This is a genomic window from Solicola gregarius, assembly GCF_025790165.1.
GTDB lineage: Bacteria > Actinomycetota > Actinomycetes > Propionibacteriales > Nocardioidaceae > Solicola > Solicola gregarius.
This window is the reverse complement of record NZ_CP094970.1, coordinates 3,908,013-3,929,104: the sequence shown is the minus strand read 5'-3', so window position 1 is coordinate 3,929,104 and position 21,092 is coordinate 3,908,013. Positions and strand designations below refer to the sequence as shown.

20 protein-coding genes are annotated in these 21,092 nt (G+C 69.5%); 10 read left to right on the top strand and 10 right to left on the bottom strand.

The window, feature by feature from the left end:
- Positions 1-3: 3 nt before the first annotated feature.
- Positions 4-1,206 carry a hypothetical protein gene (locus L0C25_RS19240; protein ID WP_271633393.1) on the bottom strand — a complete coding sequence of 401 codons (1,203 nt, stop codon included), beginning with the start codon at positions 1,204-1,206 and terminating at the stop codon, positions 4-6.
- Positions 1,121-1,606, bottom strand: coding sequence for a glycosyltransferase family 2 protein (locus L0C25_RS19235; protein WP_271633392.1), 486 nt, complete (start codon positions 1,604-1,606; stop codon positions 1,121-1,123). Before L0C25_RS19235 ends, L0C25_RS19240 begins: the two co-directional genes overlap by 86 nt.
- 202 nt (positions 1,607-1,808) lie before the next feature.
- Between L0C25_RS19235 and L0C25_RS19230 the strand changes: the two genes are divergently transcribed.
- From L0C25_RS19230 to L0C25_RS19220, 3 genes are read left to right on the top strand one after another with little or no spacing between them, the layout of a single operon-like run.
- Positions 1,809-2,786 carry a sulfotransferase family 2 domain-containing protein gene (locus tag L0C25_RS19230; protein WP_271633391.1) on the top strand — a complete coding sequence of 326 codons (978 nt, stop codon included), beginning with the start codon at positions 1,809-1,811 and terminating at the stop codon, positions 2,784-2,786.
- A complete protein-coding gene (locus L0C25_RS19225) occupies positions 2,767-3,936 on the top strand; it encodes a sulfotransferase family protein (RefSeq protein WP_271633390.1) in 1,170 nt (389 codons plus the stop codon). Before L0C25_RS19230 ends, L0C25_RS19225 begins: the two co-directional genes overlap by 20 nt.
- Positions 3,936-4,847: a hypothetical protein gene (locus tag L0C25_RS19220; protein ID WP_271633389.1), complete on the top strand. Its 912-nt coding sequence runs from the start codon at positions 3,936-3,938 to the stop codon at positions 4,845-4,847. Before L0C25_RS19225 ends, L0C25_RS19220 begins: the two co-directional genes overlap by 1 nt.
- A 6-nt stretch (positions 4,848-4,853) precedes the next feature.
- Here the strand turns inward: L0C25_RS19220 and L0C25_RS19215 are convergent, their stop codons facing one another.
- Together L0C25_RS19215 and L0C25_RS19210 are read right to left on the bottom strand one after the other, a co-directional pair.
- Complete coding sequence (locus L0C25_RS19215; protein WP_271633388.1) at positions 4,854-6,299, bottom strand: MFS transporter; 1,446 nt, start codon at positions 6,297-6,299, stop codon at positions 4,854-4,856.
- Entirely contained in the window at positions 6,296-7,729 is a 1,434-nt protein-coding gene (locus L0C25_RS19210) for a DHA2 family efflux MFS transporter permease subunit (RefSeq protein WP_271633387.1), read from the bottom strand. The genes L0C25_RS19215 and L0C25_RS19210 overlap by 4 nt, the downstream gene beginning before the upstream one ends.
- A 177-nt stretch (positions 7,730-7,906) precedes the next feature.
- Between L0C25_RS19210 and L0C25_RS19205 the strand changes: the two genes are divergently transcribed.
- Positions 7,907-8,917 (top strand): sigma-70 family RNA polymerase sigma factor, encoded by a 1,011-nt coding sequence (locus tag L0C25_RS19205; RefSeq protein ID WP_271633386.1) that lies wholly within the window; start codon positions 7,907-7,909, stop codon positions 8,915-8,917.
- On the opposite strand, the gene L0C25_RS19200 is transcribed toward L0C25_RS19205, so the two are convergent.
- Together L0C25_RS19200 and L0C25_RS19195 are read right to left on the bottom strand one after the other, a co-directional pair.
- Positions 8,907-9,587 (bottom strand): type 1 glutamine amidotransferase, encoded by a 681-nt coding sequence (locus L0C25_RS19200; RefSeq protein WP_271633385.1) that lies wholly within the window; start codon positions 9,585-9,587, stop codon positions 8,907-8,909. The two genes, L0C25_RS19205 and L0C25_RS19200, sit on opposite strands and share 11 nt — an antisense overlap.
- Positions 9,588-9,699: 112 nt before the next feature.
- A complete protein-coding gene (locus L0C25_RS19195) occupies positions 9,700-9,969 on the bottom strand; it encodes a hypothetical protein (RefSeq protein WP_271633384.1) in 270 nt (89 codons plus the stop codon).
- Positions 9,970-10,231: 262 nt separating this feature from the next.
- Here L0C25_RS19195 and L0C25_RS19190 point away from each other — a divergent pair, with 262 nt between their 5' ends.
- Positions 10,232-10,813 carry a hypothetical protein gene (locus L0C25_RS19190; RefSeq protein WP_271633383.1) on the top strand — a complete coding sequence of 194 codons (582 nt, stop codon included), beginning with the start codon at positions 10,232-10,234 and terminating at the stop codon, positions 10,811-10,813.
- 7 nt (positions 10,814-10,820) lie between these two features.
- Here L0C25_RS19190 and L0C25_RS19185 read toward each other — a convergent pair whose 3' ends face one another.
- Positions 10,821-11,072, bottom strand: coding sequence for a hypothetical protein (locus tag L0C25_RS19185; protein ID WP_271633382.1), 252 nt, complete (start codon positions 11,070-11,072; stop codon positions 10,821-10,823).
- A complete protein-coding gene (locus tag L0C25_RS19180) occupies positions 11,069-12,427 on the bottom strand; it encodes an FAD-binding oxidoreductase (protein WP_271633381.1) in 1,359 nt (452 codons plus the stop codon). The genes L0C25_RS19185 and L0C25_RS19180 overlap by 4 nt, the downstream gene beginning before the upstream one ends.
- A 197-nt stretch (positions 12,428-12,624) precedes the next feature.
- Here L0C25_RS19180 and L0C25_RS19175 point away from each other — a divergent pair, with 197 nt between their 5' ends.
- Together L0C25_RS19175 and L0C25_RS19170 are read left to right on the top strand one after the other, a co-directional pair.
- Entirely contained in the window at positions 12,625-13,410 is a 786-nt protein-coding gene (locus L0C25_RS19175; protein WP_271633380.1) for a sensor histidine kinase, read from the top strand.
- Positions 13,407-14,081, top strand: a complete 675-nt coding sequence (locus tag L0C25_RS19170) for a response regulator (RefSeq protein WP_271633379.1) — start codon at positions 13,407-13,409, stop codon at positions 14,079-14,081. Before L0C25_RS19175 ends, L0C25_RS19170 begins: the two co-directional genes overlap by 4 nt.
- 63 nt (positions 14,082-14,144) lie before the next feature.
- Here L0C25_RS19170 and L0C25_RS19165 read toward each other — a convergent pair whose 3' ends face one another.
- Both L0C25_RS19165 and L0C25_RS19160 read right to left on the bottom strand, forming a co-directional pair.
- Positions 14,145-15,350 carry a metal-dependent hydrolase family protein gene (locus L0C25_RS19165; RefSeq protein WP_271633378.1) on the bottom strand — a complete coding sequence of 402 codons (1,206 nt, stop codon included), beginning with the start codon at positions 15,348-15,350 and terminating at the stop codon, positions 14,145-14,147.
- Positions 15,351-15,361: 11 nt separating this feature from the next.
- Positions 15,362-16,036, bottom strand: a complete 675-nt coding sequence (locus L0C25_RS19160; RefSeq protein ID WP_271633377.1) for a winged helix-turn-helix transcriptional regulator — start codon at positions 16,034-16,036, stop codon at positions 15,362-15,364.
- A 159-nt stretch (positions 16,037-16,195) separates the two neighbouring features.
- Between L0C25_RS19160 and L0C25_RS19155 the strand changes: the two genes are divergently transcribed.
- The 3 genes from L0C25_RS19155 (at position 16,196) to L0C25_RS19145 (ending at position 21,078) form a co-directional block, all read left to right on the top strand.
- Positions 16,196-17,800 (top strand): MFS transporter, encoded by a 1,605-nt coding sequence (locus tag L0C25_RS19155; protein ID WP_271633376.1) that lies wholly within the window; start codon positions 16,196-16,198, stop codon positions 17,798-17,800.
- A gap of 170 nt (positions 17,801-17,970) precedes the next feature.
- Positions 17,971-18,153, top strand: a complete 183-nt coding sequence (locus L0C25_RS19150; protein ID WP_271633375.1) for a hypothetical protein — start codon at positions 17,971-17,973, stop codon at positions 18,151-18,153.
- A 60-nt stretch (positions 18,154-18,213) separates the two neighbouring features.
- On the top strand, positions 18,214-21,078 hold the full coding sequence (locus L0C25_RS19145; protein ID WP_271633374.1) for a helix-turn-helix transcriptional regulator: 2,865 nt from the start codon (positions 18,214-18,216) through the stop codon (positions 21,076-21,078).
- Positions 21,079-21,092 lie beyond the last annotated feature (14 nt).

Below are 21,092 nucleotides of genomic sequence, written 5' to 3'. Positions count from 1 at the left end.
GGGTCAGGCGGTACGCAGGGCGGCCGCGTGGCCGAGCGGATGCGCGACGACCCGCAGCCCCGACCGGCCGAACCCGACGTCGACGTGTGCTCCGCCGATCGTCGTCGTGGCGAGTGCGCGCGGCTCGTACCGGGCACCATCGGCGTCCGAGCACATCGCATCCGCGAGGTCGGTGAACGGACCGGCATGGCGCAGGCCGTGCGTCTCCCACTGCACGCTCGACCGCCACACCCGCGGCGCATCGCGTACGTCGGGAGGCCAACCGTCGAGCATGGCGCTCAGGTCGAACCGCGCCTCGAATCCGTCGGCCGACGCGCGCGCGGACTTCACGGACGTGCCGTCGCCCGCCGTCAGCACCACGCGTACGAGCGCGTCACCGGAGTGCGCACCCGACAAGCATGCCCGCCCCCGGAGTACGAGCGCCTCACGCTCGAGTACCACGCTGGTCAGCTCGGACTCCCAGCCGAGCTCGTCCGGTCGTAGTCGGTACAGATCGAGCGGGATGCTCGCCTCCGGATCGTCCCAGTACGGCAGCGCCGCGAGCACCTCGTCGTTCGCCACCACCGTCTCCAGGCCGGGCCCCTTCGCCGCCTCGTACCGCATCACGGCCTCGGCGTCGCGACGCCTTCCCTGGCAGACCAGCCAGCCGGCGAGCCGGTTCGCGGGCGTCAGCCGGCTGCGCCGGAGCGCGCCGTCGCGCCAGAACTCCCGGACGGCCGAATGCAGCGTCGCCCAGTACTCGTCGCCGCAGCCGGGAACGTGCGCGAAGTAGCGCCACATGTCGCCGGGGAGTACCCGCTCGCGGAACGCTGCCTGCACCGCCGGGCTGCCGAGCGCACGAACGGTCTGCAGTGCCGTCCGCTTGGTGCGGACGCGGTCCTCGAGGTCGGCGAGATCGTTACGGCCATCGGTGATCGCCGAGCCGTCGGAGCGAATCCGCCAGTTGTAGACGACCGGTCGCACGACGTCGAACGACCGCGCCGTCAGGTAGGCATGGGTGAGCGTCACCTGATCCTCGTATCGGACGCCCTGCGGGAATGCGAGCGACTCGCGCTCCCAGAAGCTGCGCCGGAAGACCTTGTTCCAGGCGAACACGTCGCCCAGGATGTCCGGGCGGTCGTCAACCGTCAGGCCGAGGCGGTTCCGCTCGTGTAGCCGCGCCATCCAGCGCGGTTCGTCGTACGCGCGGCCGTCGTACCGCCGCATCGACCCGACCGCGAAGTCGGACCCCGACCGCTTCGAGCGCACCGACGAGCTCGTCGTACGCACCCGCGACGACCGTGTCGTCGGAGTCGGCGAACGCGATGAGCTCGCCGGCGGACTCGGCGACGCCGCGGTTGCGGGCGGCGCCGAGGCCGTGGTTCGGAGTCGGCACCAGCCGAACGTTCGGATACGTATCGGCGTACGTCCGGGCGATCGTCGCCGTCCCGTCGGTCGAGCCGTCGTCGACGATCACGACGTCGAGCGGCTCGTACGACTGGGCGAGGATGCTGTCGAGACACTCGGCGAGATATCGCTCGACGTTGTACGCGGGTACGACGACGCTCAGGTGGGGACGCCGGCGCACCTGCGGTGTTCCCGCGGGGCCGGGTAGCGCATCAACCATGGACCATCCCGTAGGTCTTCGTCGACGGACGGAGTGCCGACATCCGAATGGTGACACGAGATTCCGCCTCGATCGGTCGATGCCGCCCAGATGTACGCCTCGCTTCACTCGCTGTTCATTCCGGCCTGCGTACGATCCATCGGCGGCTGCGGCCTGCCCGAAACAGCACGCCAGAAGAGCCCGACCGCGAGAGGACGTACGCATGCCCAGCGAGGCGCAATTCGTGCATGCCGAGCGACGAACGATCGTGCTCCCTCGCCGACGCATCCTTTACGTGCCGATGCCGAAGAGCGGCTGCACCTCGATGCTGTGGACCCTGTCGCGCGTCGCGGGCCTGAGCCCGGAGCACTTCCATCGCTCGGTGAGCGGCCAGGTGACACCGGCGATGACGATCCACGACCTCGAACGCTGGCGCGGCAAGTTCAAGTGGAGCCTGCTGGACACCGGCGAGCGCGATGCGATCGCCCGCGACGACTCGTGGCTGCGGTTCACGACCGTGCGCGACCCGGCTCCGCGGCTGTGGTCGGCGTGGCAGTCGAAGCTGCTGCTGCGCGAGCCCGACTACGTCGCGGCGTACGGCACGGCCGACTGGTTTCCGCGGCGCCCGGTCGATCCGGCCGATCTGGTCGACGCGTTCCGCGCGTTCGTACGCGCGCTCGACCGTCCGTCCGACGAACGCCCACGAGACGCACACTGGGCGCCGCAGACGCGCGTCCTCGATCTCGCGCCGCCGCTCACGCATGTCGGTCACATCGAGCGCATAGACGAGACCGTGGCGAAGCTCCGCGCGCACATCGGCGGGCGGGCGGCCGCACGGGTACGGGTCGAGCGGGAGAACAGCGCACTGCTGCCGTACTCCCCCGCGTTGTACGACCCTGCGACGGCGCGCATCGTCAACGACCTCTACGCCGACGACCTGTCCCGGCTCGGCTACCAACCGCTCACGCCCGCGATCGATCAGGACGGGCTCGATGCGTGGTCGACGCAGGTCGAGCCGCTGCTGCCCCTGGTCCGCGGACACATCGAACGACACGAACGCATCGCATCGCTGCTGCGGATCGCGCGACGTGCCCGCACCCCACGTACCCAACCGCCGGATCCTGTTGTGGAGAAGGCGGACCCGAGAACCCACCCCCTCGACGAAGGAGCCGTGCGTACGCATGCTGTCCACCACGTCTAGCGAGACCGCGGACTCGTCCGCGAGCCTCGTGGCCGAGGTTGCCGAATCGGAGAACGCCGAACGGCAAGGAGACAACACCGAACCACAGTCCCGCCGCCGAGTGGTGTTCGTCGCCGGTTCGGGTCGCAGCGGGACGAGCACGCTGGCGGGCATCCTGCGCGAGCTCGGCCTGTACGTGCCGCAGCCCGAGGTCGTACCGGACGAGACGAACCCGCGCGGGTTCGCCGAGCCGCAGTGGCTGGTCGACTTCCACGACGAGCTCCTCAAGCGCAGCAACGTGCAGGTGTCGGATGCCCGTCCACGGGCGTGGTTCGAGGCCGGGCGGCCGACGGCTCGCGAGGGCGTGCGCCAGCGCGCGACGGAATGGCTGAGCGAGCAGTTCGCCGAGAAGGACGAGCTGGTACTCAAGGATCCGCGGCTCGCGTGGTTCCTCGGCCTGTGGCGGGTCGCCGCGATCCGCGCGGGTGCGACGCCGTGCTTCGCGACGATGCTGCGCCCGCCGACGGAGGTCGTGGGCAGCAAGCAGAAGTACTACAACGGCCGGCTCAGCAACGCGCACGGTACGGCCGCGTGGGTGAACATGATGCTGCACACCGAGCGGGCGACGCGTGGATCGGATCGGGTCTTCCTCCGGTACCACGACCTGCTCGACGACTGGACGACGTCGCTCGTCCGCACCGGCGACGCGCTCGAGATCGAGCGGGTGCAGTCCGCATCCGCCGATGGCATGCGCCGGGTGCACAACTTCGTCGATCCGTCCCTACGCCGGGTACGTCTCACCTGGGACGACGTCGACGTGCCGGACCGGCTTCGCGAGCTCGCTGACGCGACGTGGGTGGGACTCAGCACCCTCGCCGAGCCCGACGGCGATTCAGAGGAGGCGTACGCCGGTCTCGACGAGCTGCGCGACGCGTACACCCGCTACTACGAGGAGGCCGAGGCGGTCGCGAACTCCTCGCTGATCGCTGCGCGGCGCGCGGCCGTCGCACCCCGGCCGACCGAGCCCACCGACCCTGCCGCGGACGATGCCGCGCCCAACGCCGGGCGCCTCGCGCGGCTGGTCGATCGGATCCCGCACGATCAGCGCGCGAAGATCCCGCCATCGGTACGACGAGGCGCGCGGCGGATGCTGTCACACCGGGAGGACTGATGGGATTCACCAACCTCGAGGGCCGCGGCGACTTCGACGTCGACTGGGCCTGGGAGCGGGGCGACCTCGAGACCGGTATGACCGCGGTGCTGCGGGTGAAGAACGAAGCTCGGTCGATGCCCTGGGTGCTACCACCGCTGCTGCACGCATGTCGGCAGGTGGTGGTCGTCGACAACCAGTCCGATGACGGAACTGCGGAGATGGCGCGACGTACCGCGGCCGAGCGTGGCCTGACAGAACGGCTCACCGTGACGGAGTACCCGTTCGCCGTGAGTCGCTGCGGGCCCGAACACCTCGCCACCCCCGAACGCTCCCTGCACAACCTCGCCTACTTCTACAACTGGTCCTTCGCCCACGTACGCACCACGTACTCGATGAAGTGGGACGGCGACATGGTCCTCACCCGCGAGGGCGCCGCCACCTTCGCCGACCTGTCCTGGCAGCTCGGCAACACCGAGACGGTGGTGACGATGCCGCGCCATCCGCTGTTCGTGGAGAGCGACCGGGTCGCGTACCTCGACGTCGGCCTCCGCAACATCGAACCCTGGATCTATCCGATGGGCCCCGACTACACCTTCGTCAAAGCCTTCGAATGGGAACTACGCCTCTTCCCCGACCACGTCGAACGACTCACCCTCCCCGGCGGCCTCTGCGTCGAACTCAAATACCTCGACTCCGACGAGTTCTCCCACTGGACCGACCCCGACGCCTTCGCCACCAGCGTCCGCACCCTCCGCAAACGCCGCGAATGGACCGTCTTCAACGCCCTCGCGGGCGGCGAACCCGCCGACAGCCTCGAGTCCGTCGTCCGGATCGAGTCACCCCCCGGCATCCACGTCATCGACCACGTCACCAACACCTGGCTCCCCCAAGCCGACCGCCCCATCGTGAAAGAACCGGTCAATGCTTAGCGGCAGTCATCGTCGCGAACCCACCAGGCCCGCGTCCCGGCGGGCCAGCGCTTGCCGCCCGGCTTCGGCAGCCGAGCTCGACGGAGCCAGGGCCGCCCAGACGACGCCGACACCGGCCATTGCCGCACCGATGTACATCGCCGGTTGGAAGCCGTCGATGAAGTTCGCCGCGCTGGCGTAACCGCCGCCGTTGTCGGCGAACACGGCGGCGAGGACGGCGACGCCGAAGACGCCTCCTACCTCGCGCAGAGCATTGTTGGTGCCGGCGGCGACGCCCGTGTCGGCGACCGGAACGGCGCTGGTGACGGCATTGGCGACGGTCGGGAAGCACATCGCGGTACCGACGCCGGCGAAGACGAGCGGTGCGACGAGAGTCGGGTAGCCGACTCCCGGCTCGACCAGGGCGGTGAGCCAGAGCAGCCCGAGACCCTGCATCGACAGCCCGATGACCATGAACGGCTTGTTGCCGAACCTGTCGGCGAGCAGCCCGGCGATCGGAGCCGCGACCACCGGTGTGGCGAAGAAGGCCAACGTACGCAGTCCGGCGTCGAACGGGCCGTAGCCCATGCCCACCTGGAACAGCTGGGTCAGGAGGAACACCGCTCCGATGAGCGACATGAACTGGAAGAAGATCACGCCGTTCGCCGTCGTGAACTCGCGGGAGCGGAAGTACGCCAGCGGGACCATCGGGTACGTCGCCCGCCGCTCCCACGCCAGGAACGCCACGACCAGTGCCACTCCGAGCAGGAGCGAGCCGATCACCTCGGCGCTGCCCCAGCCGATTCTCGGCGCGCGGACCGGCGCCCACGTGAGACCGAACATCGCGAGACCCACCAGACCGAGTCCCGGCAGGTCGAGCTGCGGTCGCGGGCCATAGCTCTCCCGCAGCTTCCACTGCGACAGCACCGCCACGGTCGCTCCGATCGGAACGTTGATCCAGAAGATCCACTGCCACGAGATGCCCTCGATGATCGCGCCGCCGAACACCGGACCGGAGGAGACACCCAAGCCGGTGACCCCACCCCAGAGCCCGATCGCCGCACCGCGCTTCTCGTACGGAAACGCATCGCTGATCAGGGCGAGGGTCAGCGGCAGGACGGCAGCCGCGCCGGCCCCTTGGATCACCCGTGCCACGATGAGCTCGGTGCCGCTCTGCGACAACGCCGCACCGATGGAGGCCGCGGCGAACACCAGCAGCCCAGCGGCGTACGTGCGCCGGCGACCGATCCGGTCACCGATCGCCGCACCCGTCAGCATCAGGCAGGCGAAGGCCAGGTTGTACGCGTTGATCGTCCACTCGAGATCGAACAGGCTCGCGCCGAGATCCTCCCGTAGTGCTGGCAACGCAGTGGCGACGACGACCACGTCGAGGGCCGCGACGAAGCTCCCGATCGAGGCCAGGATGAGCGTCCAGACCCGAAGCGGACCGTTCGGTTCCGCACGGCCGGTCATCGTCCGGCCCCGTCCGAGGTTGCCTGCACAGGCGTCGGATTCGGCGGCTGGATGTAGTCCTCGCCGTCCCTGCGATCGCGCGACGGAAGTGCGCCGGCGGCGAATGCCCCGAGTAGCGCCATGCCGGCGACCGTTGCGAGCGCCGGACCGAACCCGTCGCCGTACGCCACGGCGGACCCGTAACCGCCGTAGCCGGCGAAGACCGCCGCCGTCACCGCGATACCGAATGCTCCCCCGAGCTGACGCAGCATGTTGAACGTTCCCGAGGCCGCCCCCGTGCCCGACGCCGGAACGGCACCGAGTACTGCGCTCTGCGCCGCCGGGATCACCATCGACGCGCCGACGCCCGCGACGACAAGCGGGACGACCAGGGTGACGTACGCCGCGTCGCGCGTCGCGACGATGCCGAGCCAGCCGAACCCGACGGCCAGTGCCGCCATGCCGGTCGTCACGAACGACCGCTCACCGATGCGGCCGATCTGTGGCCCGACGAGCGGAGCCACCACCGACAGGGTCACGGTCAGCGGCGCCAGCCTCAGACCCGCGCCGAGCGGTCCGGTTCCCTGTGCGGCTTGAAAGAACTGGGCGAGGAAGAACACTGCGCCGAACATCGCAGCGAACATCAGGAACGTCGCAGCGTTGCCCGCCGCGAAACCGCGGCGCGCGAAGAAGGGCATCGGCAGCATCGGCTGGGGACTCCGCAGCTCCCAGCGTACGAACGCGGCGACCGCGACGATGCCTACGGCGAGCGCGCCGAGCACCTCCGGGCTGTCCCACCCGGCGGCGTTTCCGCGCACCAGCGCCCACACGACACCGAAGCAGCCGACGGCTATCAGGACCATGCCGACGACGTCCAGCCGGCGGGTCGTCCCGTACGCCTCGTCGATGCGGCGCCACGCCAGCGGCACCAGTACAGCGCCGATCGGCAGGTTGAGCCAGAAGATCCACTGCCACGATGCGGCCTCGACGACGACTCCGCCGACGACGGGGCCGCCAAGGGTCGCAAGTCCGGTCACGCCGGCGAACAGGCCCAGCGCGGCCCCTCGCCGCTGCGGGGTGAACGCCGCACTCAACACCGCCAGTGCCACCGGGGTCACGCCGGCCGCGCCGACGCCCTGCACCACCCGGGCGGCGACGAGCCAGCCTACGCCGGGAGCGAGCGCACAGGCCGCCGACGCGAGGCTGAACACGGACAACCCGACGATCAGGACTCGCCGCCGGCCGAACCGCTCACCCAACGCCGCCGCCGGCATCAGCAGGACGGCGAACGTCAGCGTGTACGCGGTGACCGTCCACTCGAGATCCTCCAGCGATGCGCCGAGGTCCGTCCGGATCGCGTCCAATGCGGTCATCACGACCATGACGTCGAGGACGACCATGAACGACGCCACCGCCGTGATGCCGAGTACCCACCGCTGCGCGGTCGTCATCCTCGGGTCTGTCCCTGCCTCTGTCATTGCCATAGCGGTGACTCCGGTCTGCTCGTTCTCAGTGGCGGCATGCAAAAGGACAGACGCGACGTACGCCCGAAACTGGGCGCGCCGATTCCGACCAGTTCCGTTGGCCGCCGGTGTCAGTACCAGGGAGGATGAATAGAGGAGGCGGCAATGACGGCAGAACTGCTCGAACGAGCGCGCGCGGGTGATCGCGACGCGTTCACCGCACTCACCCAGAAGCACCGCGGCGAGCTGCAGGCGCATTGCTATCGCATGCTCGGCTCGCTGCAGGATGCCGAGGACGCACTGCAGGAGACGTTGCTCGCGGCCTGGCTCGGTCTCGATGGCTTCGAGGGTCGATCGTCGATTCGCACGTGGCTGTACCGCATCGCCACGAATCGGTGCCTGAACGTACTGCGGTCGTCCGCGAGAAGGCCGGTCGCATCGGCGGCACTTCCCGTGCCGGCGCCGAAACCGACCAGCATGGGCGAGGTGCCGTGGCTACAGCCGTACCCCGACGTCTTGCTCGAAGGACTCGCCGACCCGACGCCCGGACCGGAGGCTCGCTACGAGTCCCGAGAGGCGATCTCGCTCGCCTTCGTCACGGCGGTACAGCTGTTGCCACCGAACCAACGAGCAGTGCTTCTCCTGCGCGACGTACTCGGGTACCGGGCGCGGGAGGTCGCGGAGCTGCTCGGGCTGACCGAGAGTGCGGTCACCGGAGCCCTCAAGCGGGCACGCGCGTCCGTCGACTCGGCTCGGTCCGCCGAAGCGCCGCCACCCCCGTTACCCGGCACGCCGGAGGAGGGCGCCCTGCTCGAGCGGGTCGTCGATGCCTTCACCGCATTCGACGTCGATGCGATCGTCGCCCTGATGACCGACGACGCCTGGGTACGGATGCCGCCGCTGCCCTTCGAGTACCACGGATCCGTCGCGGTGCACCGCTTCTTCACCGCGATCGGTCCGCACAAGCACCGATTCGATCGGATGGTGCCCGTCCGGGCGAACTCCCAGCCGGCGTGGGGCATCTACACCCAGGATCCGGCCGCCGGGCGACTGCACCTCACCTCGCTCATCGTGGTCGACGTCGTCGGTGACCGGATCGGTGAGCTGACCCGATTCGAGACGACGGTCGCCTCCTACTTCGGGCTGCCCCGAACGCTTCCCGGCTCTACATCATGAGCCAGGCGAGCGCCGCATCGGTGAGGTCGTGCGCACGCAGTCGACCGGTGTCCGCATAGGCGACCGCCTCGCGGCGCAGTGCGTCCGGATCGCCTCCACGCTCGACGCAGAACCCCTCGAGCTCGTCCACCCACTCCGAGAAACGCGTGCCGGAGACCTCGGGGTGGAACTGCCAGCCGATGGCTCGGGCCTGCAGCGACTCATCGACGAAACCCTGGCAACCGGCCGCCGACGTACCGATCACGCGAGACGTCGGCGCCGGCTTGAAGGAGTCGCCGTGGAACTGAGCCCACGGGCCGACGGGGCACAGCTCGGGGTCGATGCTCGCGACGTCGCGCCAGCCGAACTCGGCCGTCTCGGCCCGCTGGACGGTCCCGCCGAGTGCGCGCGCGATGAGCTGGCCGCCGTAGCAGATGCCCATCGCCGGCGTGCCGGCATCGAGCGCGTCGCGTACGAGCGCGGCCTCGGAAGCGACCACGTCGCGCTGGTCGTCCGCCCACGCGCTTCGCGCGGACCCCAGCAGGACGAGAAGGTCGGGCGCGTCGAGACCCGCGTACGTCGGCAGGGCATCGCGATCGAGATAGCGCAGCTCGGCTCCTCGCTCGACGAGGCGGCCACCGACGAATCCCGCCTGCCGGTCGTCGGCGTCGGCGCTGACGTAGACCCGCATCGCCCTCCCCTAAACGTTTTAGAACAGCAATGTGACTGGCGAAAGTACACCAGAACGTACGACGAGGCCGCCACACCTGGTGTGGCGGCCTCGTCGGGAGTTGCGCTAGCGGTCAGGCAGCGAGATCGAGCGCCTCACGACCACCGGTCGCCGCTGCCGGGGCCGGTGCGTTCAGCATCCGGTCGAGCACGAATGCGGCGTCGATTCCGGCGGCGATGGCGAGCGCGACGGCGCCCGCGGTGAAGCCCCACGGAAGACCCGCCGAGAGCATCGGTACGACCAGGACTGCCAGCGCGATGGAGGCGACGACGCTCAGCGTGAACCGCACACCGTAACCCTTACGCACCACGACCGAACCTGTTCCAACTGCGTCAGCACGCATGGGCTGCCTCCTCATTTCTGATCGACTGTGTCCATCTATGGTAACGTCCGCGGTCACCTCCCCATTTCGACTTTCCCCTTATCTGGTTGTGATTTCGAGCACAGACCGTTGCGGGCTCGGCACTCATGTGGTGCGGGTCACCCGGCCGGCGATTCTCGGGAATGTTGCACACGGCATCCGAATGCTCGCTAGGGTTTTCGCTGTCTTGAAAGATCCAGCGCGGGGGGTGGATCTCCCGGCGCGTACGCCCTTGGAGGCAGACGTGACCAACACTCGCACCACCAGACTCGTACGAATCGCCGCCACGTGTCTGGCGGCATCCGTCATCGTGCCGCCGGCAGTTGCAGCGGCACAGACCGAGCAACCGGATCACCGGGCGCGCGACAAGTCGACCATCGGGCCGAAGGCGTACAAGTCGCTGCACCTCGGCATGTCGAAGAAGAAGGCCGTGAAGACCGGTCTGCTCCGTGATCCGGAGAAGATCGGGAAGTGCACGTGGTACTACCTCAAGGCGTCGCAGGGAGCGATGAACCCCGGCAACGGCGTGATCGTCTCGCCCAAGCACGGGCTCGTCAACCTCCCCGGCACCGACACGATGCATACGCCCGAGGGCATCCGGATGGGCTCGATCAACGATCACTTGGGCTCGCTCGCGAAGCGCATCCGCCATGCGTACAAGCGGTACGCCTACGACGAGATCTCCGGGCCGCCGACCTATATCGTGCCGACTCCGGGCAACCGCAAGGCGCACTATTCGTTCGTGATCGGCGGCGACCACCGCGTCAAGGACCTCGCCCTGACTCTCGACAAGAACGGCTGCGGGCTCGGCGGCTGGCCGTACTAGCGAGGGGTCAGGTCAGCGAGAAGGCGACCGGGAGCACACCCGCCCAGGCCAGCTCGGCCAGCACGTCGACGGCCGACTTCGCATCGAGCTCGGGAATGACCAGCGTCAGCGGCCCTTGACCGAAGCCCGGCAGCCAGCCGAGGTCCTCGGCCACCCGGGTCGCGTGGCGGGCGGTGGGTGCGTCGGCGAGCACGATCCGCAGCGATCCCGTCGCCGCACCCAGCGTCGTACGTACGTCCAGCTCCAGTTGAGATGTCATCGTTCCTCCTCGAATTCGGGACCGAACACACCGTCCGGGTCCCAGGCCGTCTTGATCTGCGTCAGCCGCGCGTAGTCCTCGGCGGTGTACGCCGCACTCATCCGCGCCGGGTCGGTCTCGAAGTTGCGGAAGGTGAGACCGCTTGCGTACGGACGTACGCGATCGGCAATGCTCGCCACCTGATCGGCCGCACCCGAGTCGGGATCGGAATCGACGGCCGTCGCGACCACCGAGTACGGCAGGTCGCGATGACCGACCGGCCCATGGCCCGGTGCCGAGCGCGCCATCGCGCCGCCCCAGTGCCGGAGCTCGATCGCCATCACCGCCGGGCTCTCCTCCGCCGCCTCGACCACCGTGTCGAGCAGTGCATCCGGCACTTCTCGCACCAGGTCGATGTGCTGGCGAGCGGCCATCGGTGGTGGCGGCGGGCCCGCGGCGTGTGCGGCGTCGGCGAAGGTCAGCTCGCCGAATCCGCCGAACAGCGGCTCCCCTGCGGCCGCCGTCAGCGGTTCGGCGAGACCGGCGGCGTTCGGCTCGGAGCCGAACACGCGCAGGGCGAGCACCAGCCGCCCACGTACCTCCTCGGGCAGCTGCGGCATGGGCGGTACCCGCATCGCCGTCACCGACGTGTTGAGTACGTCGGGCTCCGTGGCCGACCAGTCCCGGTAGGCCGCGAGCGCGCTCGCGGCCCGGTCGAACGGGTACATCGTGAGCCCGGACCAGACCTGGCCGACCGGATAGAGGTAGAACTCCAGCGCCGTCACGGCCGCGAAGGCACCGCCACCACCGCGCAGCGCCCAGTAGAGGTCCGGATGGCGTTCGCCGTCGACCCTCCGCACCTCGCCGTCGCTGGTCACGATCTCGGCCGCGGTGAGGCTGTCCGCGGCGTAGCCGTGGGTCCGCGACAGCCACCCCGCGCCCCCGCCGAGCGTGTAGCCGACCACACCGACCGCCGGGGTGCCGGAAAGCGGGGCGAGGCCGTACGGTGCGGCGGCCGCGATGACGTCGGACCACAACGCGCCGGGCTCGACCCGGGCGAGGCGTCGCCCGGGGTCGATCTCGACACCGGCCATCAGCGACGTACGCAGCAGCATGCCCTCCGCAGGGCTGATGGTGCCGTGCCCGGTGGACTGGATCGTCAGCGGCAGGCCGTGCTCACGGGCGACCCGAACCGCGACGGCGACATCGGATCGGCTCGTGGCCTCCGCGATGACCGCGGGACGCGGGTCGATGGTGCGGTACCAGGACAACCTCTCCGCGTCGTACCGGTCGTCTCCCGGGCGCAGCACAGCGCCGTGGAACGACCGTTCTAGGTCGGAGGCAGCAGTTCGGGCGTACGTGGTGGTGGCGATCATCGGTGCGTCCCCCCTGGTTCGTGGTCGATGCGATGATCCTCGTCCCGGACACCGGTCGGTGTCGTCGTACATAAGAGGGGTCTTGGGGGTCGTCGTGTGACACGACGGGGAGGAGCACTCGTACACCGACGGGAGTACGCGGAATGCGCTACCTCGGAGGGACGAACCAGGCCGATCCGGCGACTACGATGCACTACATGCGCGCTGTCAGGCAGAAGTTGGACCATCGGTGGAAGCGATACTTCATCGCGGAGTGGTTCGTCACGATCGGTGTCGTCGCGATTGCGATGCGGCAGTGGAAGGGCCGCGTACGCGAGTCCGAGCAACGCGCCGTCGACGCCGAGCGTGGACGCGAGGAGGCCGCGCGTCGCCGTGCCGCGGAGGAGCGGCTACGCATCGCCCGCGAGCTGCACGACTCGCTGACGCACAGCATCTCCGTGATCAAGGTGCAGTCCGGCGTCGCCGCGCATCTGGCGCGCAAGCGCGGCGAGGACGTGCCGGACGCGATCCTCGCGATCCAGGAGGCGAGCTCCGAGGCCGTCCGCGAGCTGCGCGCGACGCTGGAGGTGCTGCGCGAGGAGAGCGCGACGTCGGGCAGCGGTATCGAGCGCATCCCTGCGCTCGTCGAGCGCACCCGCTCGACCGGGCTCACCTCGACGGTACGGATCTCCGGCAAGCCGCGGACGGTACCCGACGACATCGACAAGGCGGCGTACCGGATCGTCCAGGAGGCGCTCACCAACGTGACCCGCCACGCCGACGCGTCGGCGGCGACCGTCGAGCTCGCGTACCAGTCGGACCTGCTCACGGTGAGCATCGCCGACGACGGGGGCGGCGTTCCCGACGCCGACCCGGTGCCCGGTCTCGGCCTGGTCGGCATGCGCGAGCGGGTCGCCGCGCTCGGTGGAAAGCTGTCCGCGACGAATCGCTCTGAGGGTGGCTTCCGGGTGTGTGCTGAGATTCCGGTGCCGGTGGCCCCATGATCCGTGTGGTGATGGTCGACGACCAGACGCTGATCCGCACGGGCCTGAGGGCGCTGCTCGACGCCGAGGACGACATCGACGTCCTCGGCGAGGCCGGCGACGGACGCCAGGGCGTGGATCTCGCCCGCAAGTACCGGCCCGACGTCGTGCTGATGGACATCCAGATGCCGGTGCTCGACGGCGTCGCGGCGACCCGCGAGATCGTCGCCGACCCCACGCTCAGCGACGTACGTGTCGTGATGCTGACCAACTTCGGCCTGGACGAGTACGTGTTCGACGCGTTGCGCGCGGGGGCGAGCGGTTTCCTCGTCAAGGACTCCGAGCCCGACGACGTATTGCAGGCGGTACGGGTCGCGACCGAGGGCGACGCGCTGCTTTCGCCCGTCGTCACTCGTACCCTGATCAGCGAGTTCGTCTCACGGCCGCCGGACGCGATCTCCGCCGGCGGACTCGAGCAGCTCACTAACCGCGAGCGTGAGGTCGTCGCCCTCGTCGGGCACGGCCTGAGTAATACCGAGATCGCCGAGAAGATGGTGGTCAGCCCGACGACCGCGAAGACGCATGTCAGCCGGGCGATGACGAAGACCGGCGCCCGCGACCGTGCCCAGCTCGTCGTGTTCGCGTACGAGACGGGGCTGGTGACCGCCCGATCACGAAAGACCGGCGCCTGACCCACCCCGTGAGCATGACGTTTCGGCCCCATTCCTCGCGAAACTGGGGCCGAAACGTCATGCTCAGCGGGGCTGGATGACGCGGCCGCCCTGAACGACGGTGCGGCGCCGGCCGGTGTCCCACAGCACCTCTGGCTCGTCGAACGGGTTGCCGTCCAGGATCACGAGGTCACCACGCGCTCCGGGCCGGATCCGACCGATGTCGTCACGGCCGATCAGCTCCGCGTTGACCGAGGTCGCCGAGCGCAGCGTGTCGAGTACGCCCGCGGCCTCGAGCTGCAGTCGCAGGCCGGTCAGCTGGTCGGACTCCAGGTCGCCCATCAGGTCGGTGCCGAAGCCGATCCGCACCCCGGCGTCGCGGGCGATCTGGATCGCCCGCTGTCCGGAGGTCAGCACCTCCTGGTTCTTCTGCAGCTGGAACCCGGTCAGTCCGAGATCGGCGCCACGGCGCTCGATCGCAGCGTACGCCGCCAGTGTCGGTACGAGGAATGCCTCGCCCACCGCCATCACCTTCGCGGTCTCCGCATCGAGCAGGTTGCCGTGCTCGATGCTGCGTACGCCGTTCTCGACCGAGTGCACGATCGCCTCGGGCGAGTACGCGTGGGCCACCACGTAGCTTCCCCGCCGCGCCGCCTCCTCGGTGACGGCCCGCACCTCCTCGGCGGAGTACTGCGGGTTGCGGATCGGGTCGCTCGGCGACATGACGCCACCGGAGGTCATGATCTTGATCGCATGTGCTCCCCGCCGGAAGCGGTCGCGTACCGCCCGCCGCAGCGGGTCGACGCCGTCGACGACCTCGACCATGTGACCGTCGCACAGGCAGCCGTCGTAGTCCTCGGGTCGCGGGTCGCCGTGCCCGCCCGTCTGGCTGAGGGCGGGGCCCGTGTAGTGGTAGCGCGGCGCCGCGATCAGGCCCTCGCGGATGGCGTTCGCCAGCCCAGGGTCGCCACCGGCCACGTCGCGTACCGTCGTGAACCCGCGGCCCAGTGCGCGTCGCAGCCGGTGCGCGCCCTTGAGCGCGAGATAGCTCAGCGGCGTGGTCTCGAGCACCATCTCGTCGAGCCCGCTGCCGTACGCATGGAAGTGCGCGTCGATGAGCCCTGGCACGACGACACCGCCGCGGGCGTCGATCGCCTCGGTGTCGGGTGAGTCCGAGCCGTCGACGATGACACCATTGTCGATCACGACAGGGCCGTCACTCAGACTCTCGTGCTCGCCATCGAAGACGAGCGCGTTGTCGATCCGCAGCGTACGGCTGCCGTCGGTCATCGGGGATCCCTTCAGTCGCTGGCCGGCACGGGTGCCGGTGCCGGCAACGAGAACAATGCCAGGAACCGCTCGAGTGTCTTTCGCTCCCCCGCGTAGCGCATGACGCCTGCGTCGACCGCCTCATCGAGGTCGCGCCCGTCGTACACCACCGAGGCGAGATCGTTCTGGTCGCCCTCGATGGTGACGTCGGGGTCGGTCGCCGGTCCCGCGTCGGCTTCGAACGTGCCGTCCGAGACGTACGCATGGAACGGCTGGCCGCTGACGCGAAGGTCTACCCGCAGGGTCACGCCGTCTGCCGCGGCGTGATCGAACATGTTGCGCAGGGACAAGATGAACGAGTTCACGCTCAGCGCCGCGTCGCGCGGAAGCAATGGTGACCGGGCGCCCCACTGCCCGAGCTTGCCGATGACCGGCTCCAACTGGTGGCCCCACTCGGTCAGGTCGTAGACCCACGCACTGGCGGGCGGGTCGAGTCGCCTGCGCACGACGACGCCGAACCCTTCGAGCTCGGTGAGCCGCTGGGTCAGGACGTTCGCGCTGATGCCCGGCAGTGCCTGTCGCAGGTCGGTGAATCGTCGGGGCCCGAGCACCAGCTCGCGTACGACCAGCAGCGCCCAACGCTCACCGACGAGGTTGAGCGCATGCGCCATCCCGCATGCGTCGTGGTAGCTCCGCTTGCTCGTCATGACTCGCACTGTACAACCTCGTTGTCAGAATATCTAATCTAATGGTTGTATTTTCTAACTTGCCAGTGTTAATTTCTAACTGCCTGCGAATGTCGATTCTGGCTCGCCCCGTACGACCTAGGCGTGAGACACCACAGACGAACACGATTGGAAAGAGCGATGAGCACGACAACGACGACCGAACCGGCCGCCCGCGCCGGGCGACGCGAGTGGATCGGCCTCGCCGTCCTGGCCCTGCCGACGCTGCTGCTGTCGCTCGATATGAGCGTCCTCTACCTCGCGCTGCCCAAGCTCAGCGCCGATCTCGACCCGAGCAGCACCCAACAGCTGTGGATCATGGACATCTACGGCTTCATGGTCGCCGGTTTCCTGGTGACGATGGGTACCCTCGGCGACCGCATCGGACGACGCCGACTGCTGCTCATCGGCGGCGCTGCCTTCGCCGTCGCGTCGGTCCTCGCGGCGTACTCGAACAGCGCCGAGATGCTGATCGCCACCCGCGCCCTGATGGGGATCGCGGGAGCGACGTTGATGCCGTCGACGCTCGCACTGATCCGGAACATGTTCCACGACGAGCACCAGCGCGGGGCCGCGATCGGCGTCTGGTTCAGCTGCTTCATGGGCGGCATGACGGTCGGGCCGCTCGTCGGTGGCGTGCTGATGGAGTCGTTCTCCTGGGGCACCGCGTTCCTGCTCGGCGTACCCGTGATGCTGATCCTGCTCGCGGCCGGTCCGGCCTTGCTTCCGGAGCACCGCGACCCGAACGCCGGTCGCCTCGACCTGTTCAGCGTCGGCCTGTCCCTGATCGCCATCCTGCCTGCGATCTACGGGCTCAAAGAGCTCGCCAAGGACGGCTTCGCCACGCAGCCGACCGTCGCGCTCGCGATCGGTATCGCGTTCGCCGTGGCATTCGTACGCCGACAGGGCCGCCTGCGTGACCCGCTGCTCGACATGGGCCTGTTCGCCAACCGTGCGTTCAGCGCGACGCTCGGGCTCAACCTGGTGGCCGGCACCATCATGGGCGGCTCGTTCCTGCTCGTCACGCTGTACCTGCAGCTGGTCGAAGGGCTGTCGCCGCTCGAGGCGGGCCTTCGACTCGTCCCGATCAACGTCGCGATGGCGATCGCGTCGATGCTCGCGCCGCAGCTCATCCGCAAGATCCGGCCCGCGTACGTCATGGCGGCCGGCCTGGTGATCACGGGCCTCGGATTCTCCCTTCTCACCCAGGTGGACAGCAGCGGCAGCGGCTGGATCATCATCGGCGCGTTCATCATCGCCTCCCTCGGCATCGCGCTGCCCAGCGCGCTCGGCATGAACATCATCGTCAGCACCGCGCCGCCGGAGAAGGCCGGCTCGGCGTCGTCCCTGTCCGAGACGGCCGGAGAGTTCGGCATCGCCTTCGGCGTCGCGACGATCGGCAGCATCGGGACGGCGGTGTACCGCGACCGGATCTCGGTGCCTGCGGGCGTACCGGCCGATGCGGACTCCGCCGCGCGGGAAGGGATCGAGGGGGCCGTCAGGGTCGCGGAGCAGCTGCCGGGCTCGGTTGGCGTCGAGCTGCTCGACTCGGCCCGCGAGGCCTTCACGGCCGGGCTCACCACGGCCGCCGGCATCGGAGCGATCGCGTTCTTCGTACTCGCCGCAGTGGCGATCGCCACGCTGCGCCACCTCGAGCCGAGCGCGGCCGTACCCGACGAGTCGGAGACGCCGGCCGGCGCCGACGAGTCTGCCGCGCCCGAACCCGAGCTCGAGCCCGCCCACTGACCCGCGTCAGGTTCACTGGCCCCTCAGGCGTCTTAGCCCGAAACCCGGGCGAGAACGGCGCCTAAGGTACCCCGGAGCGACTCAAGATAGGGCAGTTGTCCGATGTGCGACGGCTACCTCAGCGACGACTCTTATGGGAGTCCGAACGAGTTGCTCAGGGAGTCTTCGAAATGTCGTTCAACCAGCCGATACTCAACGAGATGATGGCCCGCGAGACGCTCGAGTACCGTGCCCGCGATCTCGAGGCCGCCCGCCGAAGCCGTCTCGCCCGAACGCCGAGGCCCAGCGGCCGGCGTACCCGGCCACGGATCTCCTTCACCCGCATCAGGCACGCGGTGCGCCGCGTGGCGTGACCGCCCGTGAACGCCGACAGAGCCGCAGGCGCTTGGGTCAACGGTGACACAATGGCGGGCATGACGCCGCCGGCAGTGAGTCCCGCGATGGTCGGCCGGGAGGCCGAGCTCGGCGGGCTGCGCGACGCGCTCGCCGCGACCCGCGACGGGCATGCCGTGACCGTCCTCGTCGGAGGCGAGGCGGGTGCCGGTAAGACCCGCCTCGTCTCCGAGTTCGCCGACGGGCTCGCCGACGACGTACGTCTGCACACCGGTCACTGTGTCGAGCTCGGCAGCGACGGGCTCGCGTACACCTCGCTCGCCGGCGTGATCCGCTCGATGATCGCCGAGTTCGGCACGGACAGCGTGGTGCGCTGGGCCGGCGCGGGCGCCGGCGCACTCTCCCGGTTGATCCCCGAGCTCGAGCTCGACGACCCGGCGACCGACCCCGGCCGTGGTCGGCTCTTCGAGGTCGTCACCTTCGTGCTCGAGCGGGCGGCCGCCGAGCATCCGCTCGTCGTGGTGATCGAGGACCTCCAGTGGGCAGACGGGTCGACCCGCGACCTGTTGCGTTTCGCTATCCGCGCGCTCGCGGGCGCGCCGTTGCTGCTCGTTCTCACGTATCGCACCGACGAGATGAGCCGGACCCATCCCCTGCGACCCTTCCTTGCCGAGCTCGACCGCCTGCGCGCCGTTCGACGCGTCCTCGTCCCCCGCCTCGACAAGGCCGACGTCGCCCGGCAGCTGGCCGAGATCTGGGGTCGCCCGGCCGACCCCGACGTGACCGAGCGCGTGTACCGACGCAGCGAAGGCCTTCCGTTCTTCGTCGAGGAGCTCGCGGGCGCCGAGTACGACGGCTCACCCGTCGGACTGCCCGACTCGCTCCGCGACCTGCTGCTCGTACGCATCGAGCGGCTGTCCGACCAGACCCAGGAGCTGCTGCGCGTCGTGGCCGTCGGCCAGACCGGTCGGGTGGCGCACTGGCAGCTCGCCGCGGCAACCGACCTGGCACCGTCCGAGCTCGACGAGTCTCTACGCGAGGCAGTCTCGGCGAACGTGCTCAAGGTCGAGGGCGACGGTTATGCGTTCCGGCATGCGCTCCTGTGCGAGGCGGTCCAGGACGACACCCTGCCCGGTGAGCATGCGCGGCTGCACCGGCGCTTCGCAGACGCACTCGCCAACCCCATCGACTCCGACCCCGCCGCCTCGGTGATGGAACGCGCGTACCACCTGTTCGCGGCGAGCGACCACGCCGGCGCGTTCCGGGCGTACCTCGACGCCGCCGACCACGCGGCGAACAAGTACGCGTACCCCGAGGCGCAGTTCGCGCTCGAGCGGGTGCTCGAGCTCTGGGACCTCGTACCGGAGCCCGAGACGGAGTCGGGCACCGACCACGCCTCACTCCTGGTCCGAACCGCGTCGAGGGCCACGCATGCCGGCGAGCTCGAACGCGCCCTGACGCTCGGCGACGCCGCGATGCGTGAGTTCGGCGACGACGTCGACCCAGACATGCGCACCGAGCTGGTGCTCCAGCGGTCCCGCATCCTCAGCGACCTCGGCCGGCCCACATCGGTCGACGAGCTGCAGGCGACGTTGGATGCGCTCCCTCCCGAAGGCCACGAGTTCTCCCGGGCACGGCTGCTGTCGACCATGGGCGCACGCAACCTGATGGCGGGCGACCTCGTCGCCGCGAAGCGGCTGCGCATCCGCGCCGTCGAGGCCGCCGAGCGAGTCGGGGCCACCGACATCGTGCTCAAGGCGACGACCCTGGTCGGATCGGCCGAGGTACAGCTCGGCGAGATCGAGACCGGCCTCGCGACCCTCGAACGCGCCAAGGCACTCCAGTCGGCCGCGTCGCCGGGGGCAGTGCTCTCGTACCACGTGAATGCCTCCGATGCCCTTTGCCTGCTGGGCCGCTATGAGGAGGCCGCACGCATCGCGAAGGCGGGGATCGACGACGCCAAGTTGGCCGGGCGCGCGCGTACGCTCGGCGCGATCATCCTCGGCAACGCCGCCGAACCCCTCGTCGCGCTCGGTCGCTGGGAGTCCGCCGACCGTCTGATCATGCGCGGTCTCGAGCTCAACCCGCCGATGCGGCACTTCTGGCAGCTCACGGCACTACGTACGTCACTGCGCACCTGGCAGGGCGACATCGACGACGCCGAACGCACCTTCGCCGACATCCGCAGCATCGCAGGCCGGGCCGACGTCGACCCGCAGTACTCGATCCCGACGTCGAGGGCGGCCGCCGAGATCGCGCTCGCACACGACGACGCGGACACCGCATGGGCGGCGGTCGCGACCTGCCTCGACGACACCCGGCGCCTGTGGGGCTACGACCTTCCACTCATCGCGACGGGAGCACGCGCTCTCGCTCTACGCCGCACCGAGGGTGCCGACATCGCTGCCGACGCGCGGCGACTGCGCACCGAACTCGACGTCATCGGCGATTGGGGCCCGGCACCATCGTGGCGAGCCGTCCTCGAGGCCGAGCTCGCCGACACCGGGCACCCCGCTGCGTGGGACGCCGTCGTACGAGCCCCGTGGCTACCCGCCTACGTGACCGCGTACGCGCGGATGCGGCGAGCCAACGCGTACATCGAGCGCGGTGAGCGTGCCGCCGCCACGGCAGCCCTCGACGATGCACGCACCGCGGCCGAGAAGCTGGGCGCAAGACTCCTCGTCGGGCAGGTCGAAGACCTCGGTCGCCGCGCCGGGTTCGACGACCGGCCGGGCACCGACAACGGACTCACACCGCGCGAGCACGAGGTGCTTCGCCTCGTCTGCGACGGTTGCACCAACGGACAGATCGGCGAGCGGCTGTTCATCAGCACCAAGACCGCAAGCGTGCACGTGTCGAACATCCTCGCGAAGCTCGAGGTGTCGACCCGCGGCGAGGCGGCCGCGGTCGGTCGCGCCCTGGTGGGTGACGCGCCCGTCCGCTGATCCGTGCGGGCCGG

Bases quoted from the DNA above. Each gene is read 5' to 3' on its own strand.
- L0C25_RS19180 (WP_271633381.1), bottom strand. From the start codon at position 12,427: ATGATCGCCACCACCACGTACGCCCGAACTGCTGCCTCCGACCTAGAA.
- L0C25_RS19150 (WP_271633375.1), top strand. From the start codon at position 17,971: ATGTCGTTCAACCAGCCGATACTCAACGAGATGATGGCCCGCGAGACG.
- L0C25_RS19175 (WP_271633380.1), top strand. From the start codon at position 12,625: ATGCGCGCTGTCAGGCAGAAGTTGGACCATCGGTGGAAGCGATACTTC.
- L0C25_RS19170 (WP_271633379.1), top strand. From the start codon at position 13,407: ATGATCCGTGTGGTGATGGTCGACGACCAGACGCTGATCCGCACGGGC.
- L0C25_RS19185 (WP_271633382.1), bottom strand. From the start codon at position 11,072: ATGACATCTCAACTGGAGCTGGACGTACGTACGACGCTGGGTGCGGCG.
- L0C25_RS19165 (WP_271633378.1), bottom strand. From the start codon at position 15,350: ATGACCGACGGCAGCCGTACGCTGCGGATCGACAACGCGCTCGTCTTC.
- L0C25_RS19230 (WP_271633391.1), top strand. From the start codon at position 1,809: ATGCCCAGCGAGGCGCAATTCGTGCATGCCGAGCGACGAACGATCGTG.
- L0C25_RS19205 (WP_271633386.1), top strand. From the start codon at position 7,907: ATGACGGCAGAACTGCTCGAACGAGCGCGCGCGGGTGATCGCGACGCG.
- L0C25_RS19195 (WP_271633384.1), bottom strand. From the start codon at position 9,969: ATGCGTGCTGACGCAGTTGGAACAGGTTCGGTCGTGGTGCGTAAGGGT.
- L0C25_RS19215 (WP_271633388.1), bottom strand. From the start codon at position 6,299: ATGACCGGCCGTGCGGAACCGAACGGTCCGCTTCGGGTCTGGACGCTC.
- L0C25_RS19200 (WP_271633385.1), bottom strand. From the start codon at position 9,587: ATGCGGGTCTACGTCAGCGCCGACGCCGACGACCGGCAGGCGGGATTC.
- L0C25_RS19225 (WP_271633390.1), top strand. From the start codon at position 2,767: ATGCTGTCCACCACGTCTAGCGAGACCGCGGACTCGTCCGCGAGCCTC.
- L0C25_RS19220 (WP_271633389.1), top strand. From the start codon at position 3,936: ATGGGATTCACCAACCTCGAGGGCCGCGGCGACTTCGACGTCGACTGG.
- L0C25_RS19235 (WP_271633392.1), bottom strand. From the start codon at position 1,606: ATGGTTGATGCGCTACCCGGCCCCGCGGGAACACCGCAGGTGCGCCGG.
- L0C25_RS19160 (WP_271633377.1), bottom strand. From the start codon at position 16,036: ATGACGAGCAAGCGGAGCTACCACGACGCATGCGGGATGGCGCATGCG.
- L0C25_RS19210 (WP_271633387.1), bottom strand. From the start codon at position 7,729: ATGACGACCGCGCAGCGGTGGGTACTCGGCATCACGGCGGTGGCGTCG.
- L0C25_RS19155 (WP_271633376.1), top strand. From the start codon at position 16,196: ATGAGCACGACAACGACGACCGAACCGGCCGCCCGCGCCGGGCGACGC.
- L0C25_RS19240 (WP_271633393.1), bottom strand. From the start codon at position 1,206: ATGCGGCGGTACGACGGCCGCGCGTACGACGAACCGCGCTGGATGGCG.
- L0C25_RS19145 (WP_271633374.1), top strand. From the start codon at position 18,214: ATGACGCCGCCGGCAGTGAGTCCCGCGATGGTCGGCCGGGAGGCCGAG.